This window comes from Acetomicrobium sp. S15 = DSM 107314, assembly GCF_016125955.1.
GTDB lineage: Bacteria > Synergistota > Synergistia > Synergistales > Thermosynergistaceae > Thermosynergistes > Thermosynergistes pyruvativorans.
Genome location: NZ_JADEVE010000040.1, coordinates 1 through 397, shown reverse-complemented (window position 1 = coordinate 397; position 397 = coordinate 1). Strand labels below are relative to the sequence as shown.

General features: G+C 50.9%; 1 pseudogene. It reads left to right on the top strand.

Annotated features, from left to right (window positions below):
• Positions 1-48: 48 nt before the first annotated feature.
• Positions 49-397 (top strand): annotated as a pseudogene (locus tag EZM41_RS00690) (hypothetical protein); the annotation flags it as partial.

The following is a 397-nucleotide window of genomic DNA, read 5'->3' as shown; positions in this document are numbered from 1 at the left end:
ATAGCACGTCTATGTGCCTTTAGAAAGTTTTAAATGGAGGTGTTTCAAATGAAAAAGCGTATGGTGGCAGTGATGTTGCTTGTAGCGTTTGTGACGCTCGGCGTTCAGATGGCCTCTGCAATGGAAAAGAAAGGAGAATCGCTCTCCAAGCCGAGGAGCCTCACCGACATAGAGCGCATGGTGGCCGAGAGGATATTTATGCGCATTCTCGAGCTCTTGGAGGAGAGCTGGAGTACTGTCGTAGACTTGAAATTCCGCTTCCCTCTCCCAGTCGTCCACATCGATGAGGTGCTTGCGTTTCCACGGCATTACCTTTCACCACCGTCTTCCCACAGGATCACCTGGTCATCGCCATCCCATTCTTTTACCCTAACCTCGACGACGTCGCTTTTGTCGG